The sequence below is a fragment of the Dactylosporangium sp. NPDC051087 genome (genome assembly GCF_055586325.1).
Genome location: NZ_JBVJIJ010000029.1, coordinates 1 through 7,490 on the forward strand (window position 1 = coordinate 1; position 7,490 = coordinate 7,490).

4 protein-coding genes are annotated in these 7,490 nt (G+C 70.5%); 2 read left to right on the forward strand and 2 right to left on the reverse strand.

Going from position 1 to position 7,490, the window contains the following annotated elements:
- Positions 1–91: 91 nt before the first annotated feature.
- Positions 92–1,978, reverse strand: coding sequence for a SpoIIE family protein phosphatase (locus tag ACZ6TV_RS42225; protein WP_465304851.1), 1,887 nt, complete (start codon positions 1,976–1,978; stop codon positions 92–94).
- Between the two features lie 175 nt (positions 1,979–2,153).
- On the opposite strand from ACZ6TV_RS42225, the gene ACZ6TV_RS42230 reads away from it, so the two are divergent.
- Together ACZ6TV_RS42230 and ACZ6TV_RS42235 are read left to right on the forward strand one after the other, a co-directional pair.
- Complete coding sequence (locus ACZ6TV_RS42230) at positions 2,154–6,521, forward strand: HAMP domain-containing protein (protein ID WP_465304853.1); 4,368 nt, start codon at positions 2,154–2,156, stop codon at positions 6,519–6,521.
- A 33-nt stretch (positions 6,522–6,554) separates the two neighbouring features.
- Complete coding sequence (locus tag ACZ6TV_RS42235; protein ID WP_465304855.1) at positions 6,555–7,127, forward strand: response regulator; 573 nt, start codon at positions 6,555–6,557, stop codon at positions 7,125–7,127.
- Here the strand turns inward: ACZ6TV_RS42235 and ACZ6TV_RS42240 are convergent.
- On the reverse strand, positions 7,120–7,401 hold the full coding sequence (locus tag ACZ6TV_RS42240) for an STAS domain-containing protein (RefSeq protein WP_465304857.1): 282 nt from the start codon (positions 7,399–7,401) through the stop codon (positions 7,120–7,122). The genes ACZ6TV_RS42235 and ACZ6TV_RS42240 overlap by 8 nt on opposite strands.
- Positions 7,402–7,490: the final 89 nt, after the last annotated feature.

The following is a 7,490-nucleotide window of genomic DNA, read 5'->3' on the forward strand; positions in this document are numbered from 1 at the left end:
AAGTTGTGTCCACAACGCACAGACGATCACGCGGTGGCCGTGCTCTGTCCAGCCCCGTCAACCAGCAACATCCCGAACGGCGGCTGCCGTACTAGTTGTCGTTCCGGACGGCGAAGATGGCGATGTCGTCGCGGGGGGACTCCGGGGAGAAGCCCAGCGTGGTCGCGCGCAGCCGGGCCACCACCACGTCGGCGGGGAAGCCGGCCAGCAGCGCCGCCTCCTCGCGCAGCCGGTCGACGCCGAACAGCTCCGTGCCGCGGCGGCGCTCGGTGACGCCGTCGGTGTAGAAGATCAGCGTGTCGCCGGGCTGCAGCGTGATCTGCGTGCGCGGGGTGTTGATCGTGTCGAGCAGGCCCAAGGCGGTGCCGCACTGGCCGGCCATCTCGGTGCTGCCGTCCGCCCGTAGCAGCACCGGCTGGTCGTGCCCGGCCAGGTGCAGAGCCACGTCGAGGGTGCCGTCGGGCCGGCGCAGGATCTCCGCGAGGCAGAGGGTGCAGAAGCGGCCGGCCCCGCGCTCCAGCAGCGTCTCGTTGATCCGTTTGAGCGTCTCGGGCATCGGCCGGCCGTCGCGCACCAGGACGCGGGTCACGTCCCGTACCAACCCTGTCACCGTCGCCGCCTGCACGCCCTTGCCCGACACGTCGCCGACGACGACCAGCCACCGGCGGCCGGACAGCGGCACCACGTCATAGAAGTCGCCGCCGACGTCGACCCCTTCGCCGGTCGGCACGTATTCGGCGCCGAACTCCACGCCGTCGGCCTTCGGCAGCTGCGGCGGCAGCAGCGAGCGCTGCAGCGCCTGGGCGATGCCGCGCCGCTCGGCGTGGATGTTGGCGTTGTCGATCGCGAGCGCGGCCCGCCGGGCCACGTCCTCGACGACCGCGACCTCCTCGCTGCGCTGCCACGTGTCCCGGCCGCCGCCGACGGTCAGCGTGCCCAGGTGCTGCCCGCGGGCGATGAGCGCGACGACGTAACCCTCCAGCGGCGGTCCGAGCGGCACCACCGCGTCGGTGCCCATCGCCTCCTTCAGCTGCGGGCCCGCCTCCGCGAGCGTGTCGAGCAGCCCGGTGAGCATCGCCTCGTCGGCGTGCGCGGCCGCGGCCAGCCGCAGCTCGCCGCCGGCGTCGGCGGCATGGATCGCGCACCAGGTGCCGAGCCGGGGCACCACCAGGCGCGGGATCAGCGCCAGGGTCAGCTCGACGTCGAGGGATTGGGCGAGCAGCTCGCTGGCGTCGGCGAGGAACGTCAGCCAGGTGCGCCGCTCCGAGTCGGCGCGGCGCAGCCGGTGGTTCTCGACCAGCAGGACCAGCCGGTCGGCGGCGAGGGCGGTCAGCGGGCGCGTGTAGGGGTTGCCACCACCGCCGGCGACGAGCAGCTCGGCCCGCCACGGCTTGGTGACCCGCAGCGGGACCCGCTGCCCGCTGTCTGAGGTGCCGGTGAGCCGGCCGACGGCGGCGACCGTGTGCGGGCCTTCGCCCTCGTCCAGGGTCAGCGCGGCGCCGGACGCGTTGATCACGCCGACCAGCCGCTGCAGCAGCTCCTCGGCGACCTCGGTCAGCGACGTGCCGGTGCCGGACCAGCCCAGCGCGCCGAGCGCCTCCGGGGCGGGCGCGGCAGGTATCTCGAAGGCGGGTGGCGCGATGTCGCTTTTCTCGAAAGGCGCGCCCGGCTTGTCGAGCCGGAACCAGACGCCCTTGCCGCCGCCGAAGTGCAGCGTGCCCCAGGAGGACGCCAGCTGGTTGACGAGCAGCAGGCCGCGGCCGCGCTCGTCGAGGTCCGTGACGGTGGCGCCCGGCACGGGAATGTTGGGCGTCACGGTGCCCGGCTTGAAATCCAGGACCGTGACCGTCAGAGAGGTGTCGACGGCGGTCATCTCGACGTCGACCTCGGTCCGGGCGTGCACGACGCTGTTGGTGGTCAGCTCGGTCACGAGCAGCAGCGCCTCGTCGAGGATCGCGCCCAGGTCCCGTTCGTGCACGATCGTCCGGATCGCTTCGCGTGCCAGCCCAGGAGAGCTATGGTCGGCCGGGAGTCGGATCCTCCGGACGGTCGGGGCGTTCACACCTCGCAGTCTCTACCGAACGGTGGTAACAATCCAACCTGGAGACGACGATGGGTGGACACCGCCTGCCCCCGAGACCGGTGGAGACGCTATGACCACAGTCGAAGAAGTCACCCAGAAGAGTCCCGAGACGCTGCTGCTGGAGGAGCTGTCCGCCGGGCTGGACCGGTTGGCGTCCGGCGACCTCAAGTTCCGGCTGACCCGGCGCGACGGGCTGCCCGGCGAGGTGGTCGAGCGCTTCAACCGGCTCGCCGAGCTCAAGCTGCGGCACACCCGCGAAGTGATGCGGATCAGCCGGGTCGTCGGCCGCGAGGGGCGCATGACCGAGCGCCTCGACGAGGAGGGCTTCGAGGGGGCGTGGCTCGACCGCATCCACGCGGTCAACAACCTCATCGACGACCTGGGCCGGCCCACCACGGAGATCGCCCGGGTCATCGTCGCGGTCGCCGAAGGCGACCTGTCGCAGCAGCTGGCGCTGGAGATCGACGGCCGCCCGCTGCGCGGTGAGTTCCTCACCATCGGCCGCACCGTCAACACGATGGTGGACCAGCTGTCGTCGTTCGCCGACGAGGTAACGCGTGTCGCCCGTGAGGTCGGCACCGAGGGCAAGCTCGGCGGTCAGGCACAGGTCACCGGCGTCGCCGGCACCTGGCGCGACCTCACCGACTCGGTCAACTCGATGGCCGCCAACCTCACCGGCCAGGTCCGGTCGATCTCCACCGCCGCGACGGCGCTGGCCCGCGGCGACCTGTCGCAGAAGATCACGGTGACGGCCAAGGGCGAGGTCGCCGAGCTCGCCGAGACGATCAACTCGCTCGTCGACACCCTGCGGATCTTCGCCGAGCAGGTGACCCGGGTGGCCCGCGAGGTCGGCACCGAGGGCAAGCTCGGCGGCCAGGCCGACGTGCCCGGCGTGGCCGGCACCTGGAAGGACCTCACCGACAACGTCAACTCGATGGCGTCCAGCCTCACCGGCCAGGTCCGCAACATTGCCCAGGTCGCCACCGCCGTGGCGCGTGGTGACCTGTCGCAGAAGATCACCGTTGTCGCTCAGGGCGAGATCCTCGAGCTCAAGGACACCGTCAACACGATGGTGGACCAGCTGTCGTCGTTCGCGGACGAGGTCACGCGGGTGGCCCGCGAGGTCGGCACCGAGGGCAAGCTGGGTGGTCAGGCGCAGGTGACGGGGGTTGCCGGCACCTGGCGGGACCTGACGGACAACGTGAACTTCATGGCGTCGAACCTCACCTCTCAGGTCCGTAACATCGCGCAGGTCGCGACGGCGGTGGCGCGTGGTGACCTGTCGCAGAAGATCACCGTCGACGCCCGCGGCGAGATCCTGGAGCTGAAGTCGACCGTCAACACGATGGTCGATCAGCTGTCGTCGTTCGCGGACGAGGTCACGCGGGTGGCCCGCGAGGTCGGCACCGAGGGCAAGCTGGGTGGTCAGGCGCAGGTGACGGGGGTTGCCGGCACCTGGCGGGACCTGACGGACAACGTGAACTTCATGGCGTCGAACCTCACCTCTCAGGTCCGTAACATCGCGCAGGTCGCGACGGCGGTGGCGCGTGGTGACCTGTCGCAGAAGATCACCGTCGACGCCCGCGGCGAGATCCTGGAGCTGAAGTCGACCGTCAACACGATGGTCGATCAGCTGTCGTCGTTCGCGGACGAGGTCACGCGGGTGGCCCGCGAGGTCGGCACGGAAGGCAAGCTCGGCGGTCAGGCGCAGGTCCGCGGCGTCGCGGGCACCTGGCGGGACCTCACCGACAACGTCAACTTCATGGCCTCCAACCTCACCGCCCAGGTCCGTAACATCGCCCAGGTCGCGACGGCGGTGGCCCGCGGTGACCTGTCGCAGAAGATCACCGTCGACGCGCAGGGCGAGATCCTGGCCCTCAAGTCCACGGTCAACACGATGGTCGATCAGCTGTCGTCGTTCGCGGACGAGGTCACGCGGGTGGCCCGCGAGGTCGGCACCGAGGGCAAGCTCGGCGGTCAGGCCCAGGTGAAGGGCGTCTCCGGCACCTGGCGCGACCTCACCGACAACGTCAACTCGATGGCGTCCAACCTCACCTCCCAGGTCCGCAACATCGCCCAGGTCACCACGGCCGTGGCGCGGGGCGACCTGTCGCAGAAGATCACCGTCGACGCGCACGGCGAGATCCTGGAGCTGAAGTCGACCGTCAACACGATGGTCGACCAGCTGTCCTCGTTCGCCGACGAGGTCACGCGGGTGGCCCGCGAGGTCGGCTCCGAGGGCAAGCTCGGCGGTCAGGCGCAGGTGCGCGGCGTCTCCGGCACCTGGCGCGACCTGACGGAAAACGTCAACCAGCTCGCCTCCACGCTGACCACCCAGCTGCGCGCGATCTCGCAGGTGTCCACCGCCGTGACCCGCGGCGACCTTACCCAGCGGATCGCGGTCGAGGCGCTCGGCGAGGTCGCCGAGCTCAAGGACAACATCAACCAGATGATCGTCACGCTGCGCGAGACGACGAAGAAGAACGCCGAGCAGGGCTGGCTGGACTCCAACCTGGCCCGCGTCGGCGGCCTCCTGCAGGGCCAGCGCGACCTCGGCGAGGTCTGCCGCATGATCATGGCCGAGGTGACGCCGCTGGTCGACGCGCAGATCGGCGCGTTCTTCCTGGCCGGCGCCGACCCGACCGCCGGGCTGCGGCTGCGGCTGGAGGCGTCCTACGGCTACATGGCGCCGGGCGCGGAGGTCAGCTTCGCGCCCGGCGAGGGGCTGATCGGGCAGGCGTCGCTGTCGCGGCGCGCGATCCGGGTCAGCGCCCCGCAGGACGGCCGGCTCCAGGTCCGCTCCGGGGTCGCCGCCACCCCACCCGCCGACCTCGTCGTGCTGCCGGTGCTGTTCGAGGGCGAGCCGCTCGGCGTCATCGAGTTCGCCGGCGTCGCCTCGTTCTCCGAGCTGCACCTGGCGTTCCTCGACCGGCTCGTGGTCACCATCGGTGTGGCGCTCAAGACGATCCTCGCCAACCGGCGGACCGAGGAGCTGCTGTCGCAGTCGCAGCGCCTCGCCCTGGAGCTGCAGGACCAGTCGGCCGAGCTGCAGCGCACCAACGCCGAGCTGGAGGAGAAGGCGACGCTGCTGTCCGAGCAGAAGGGCAACATCGAGAAGCAGAATCGTGAGATCGAGATGGCCCGCCTCGGCCTCGAGGAGAAGGCGCAGCAGCTGGCGCAGGCGTCGCAGTACAAGTCGGAGTTCCTCGCCAACATGAGCCACGAGCTGCGCACCCCGCTCAACTCGATGCTGCTGCTGTCCCGGCTGCTCGCCGACAACCCGGACACCAACCTCACCGCGAAGCAGATCGAGTTCGCCGCGACGATCCACAACGCGGGCTCCGACCTGCTCGCGCTCATCGACGACATCCTCGACCTCAGCAAGATCGAGGCCGGCCGCATGGACGTGGAGCCCGGCGAGGTCTCCTTCGACGAGATCCGCTCCTATGTGGAGCAGGCGTTCGCGCCGCAGGCCGAGGACAAGGGGCTGGACTTCACGGTCGGCACCGCCGAGGATCTGCCGCCCGCGATCGTCACCGACCCGCAGCGGCTCCAGCAGATCCTGCGCAACCTGATCTCCAACGCGGTGAAGTTCACCGAGAAGGGCGCGGTCACGCTGTCCATCAGCGTCGCCACGCCCGACCTGCAGTTCACGTCGCCGACCCTGGCCGGCGCCCGGCGGGTGATCGCGTTCGCGGTCCGCGACACGGGCATCGGCATCTCCAACGACAAGGTCGCCCTGATCTTCGAGGCGTTCCAGCAGGCCGACGGCACCACCAGCCGCAAGTACGGTGGCACCGGCCTCGGCCTGTCGATCAGCCGCGAACTGGCCAGGCTGCTCGGCGGCGCGATCGGGGTCACCTCGGAGGTCGGGCGGGGTGCCATCTTCACGCTGTACCTGCCGGACGTCATCGCGACCGAGGTCACCCCGACCGTCCACGCGTTGCCGGCCCAGCCGCTGCCGCCGGTGCGCAGCCTGCCGCCCGGCCCGGCGATGCTGCGGGCGCTGCCGACCCCGGAGCGCCGCCCGACCGCGGCCGCGCACCAGCTCGACGGCGCCACCGTGCTCATCGTCGACGACGACGTACGCAACGTCTTCGCCCTGACCAGCGCCCTGGAGTTGCACGGCATGACCGTTCTGTACGCCGACAACGGCGCCGACGGGGTGCGCGTGCTGTCCGAGCACCCCGGCGTCGACATCGTGCTGATGGACGCGATGATGCCCGACCAGGACGGCAACGAGACGACCCGCGCGATTCGGCGCAACCGGCGCTTCGCGAAGCTGCCGGTGGTGTTCCTGACCGCCAAGGCGATGCCCGGCGACCGTGAGTCGTCCCTCTCCGCGGGGGCCAGCGACTACATCACCAAGCCGGTGGATCTGGACGAACTGCTTGACGTGATGGCCGCCTGGGTAAACGGGGAGGGTCGCGCGGTGTAGGTTGATCGATGACGTCAGAAAGGGGCCGCATCCTTGACTGGACCGGACCGACCGGCGAAGGTGCTGCTCGTCGACGACCGACGGGACAACCTCCTCGCACTGGAGGCCATCCTGCAGGGGTTGCCGGTCCAGACCGTCGGCGCCGACAGCGGTGAGGACGCCCTCAAGCACCTGCTGGTGGACGACTTCGCGCTCATCCTGATGGACGCGCAGATGCCGACGATGGACGGCTTCGAGACCGCCCGGCACATCAAGCGTCGCGAGCGGACCCGGCACGTGCCGATCATCTTCCTGACCGCGGCCGACCGTGACTCGCACCTGGCGCTGCGTGGCTATGCGGCGGGTGCCGTCGACTACCTCACGAAGCCGTTCGACCCGTGGGTGCTGCGGGCGAAGGTGTCCGTGTTCGTCGAGCTGTGGACGAAGACGCAGCAGCTCGCGGCGCAGTCCGACCTGGTCCGGGTCCGCGACGGTGAGCTGCGGGCCGCGGGCGTCGCCGTCGACGAGGCGGCCGCGCTGCTCAAGGCTGGTCTCGCCGCCGGCGGGGAGGTCGGCCGCGACCAGGTGGAGAAGGCGATCTCCGTCCTGTCCAGGCTGTCTAGATAGCGGTCTCCTGGATCATCAGCGCGCCCCTGAGGCCCGTGATGTCCAGGACGCGGATCAGGAACGCACCGACATTGACCAGCACCAGGTAGCTCTGTGCCATGGTCGCCTTGCGGCTGAGCACGACCAGCGTGCCGAGGCCCTGTGAGTCGCAGAACGTCACGCCGGCCATGTCCAGGACCACTCGCGTCGGGGTGTCGCCGCCGAGGATCTCATCGACGGCCGTCGCCAGCCGCTGCACCGTGGACATGTCGATCTCGCCGGCGAGCACCACCACGGTCTCGGGGGGGGGGGGGGGGGGGAGGGGGGGGGGGGAGGGGGGGGGGGGGAGGAGGAGATAGGACACGAGATCAGCCACACGCGCGA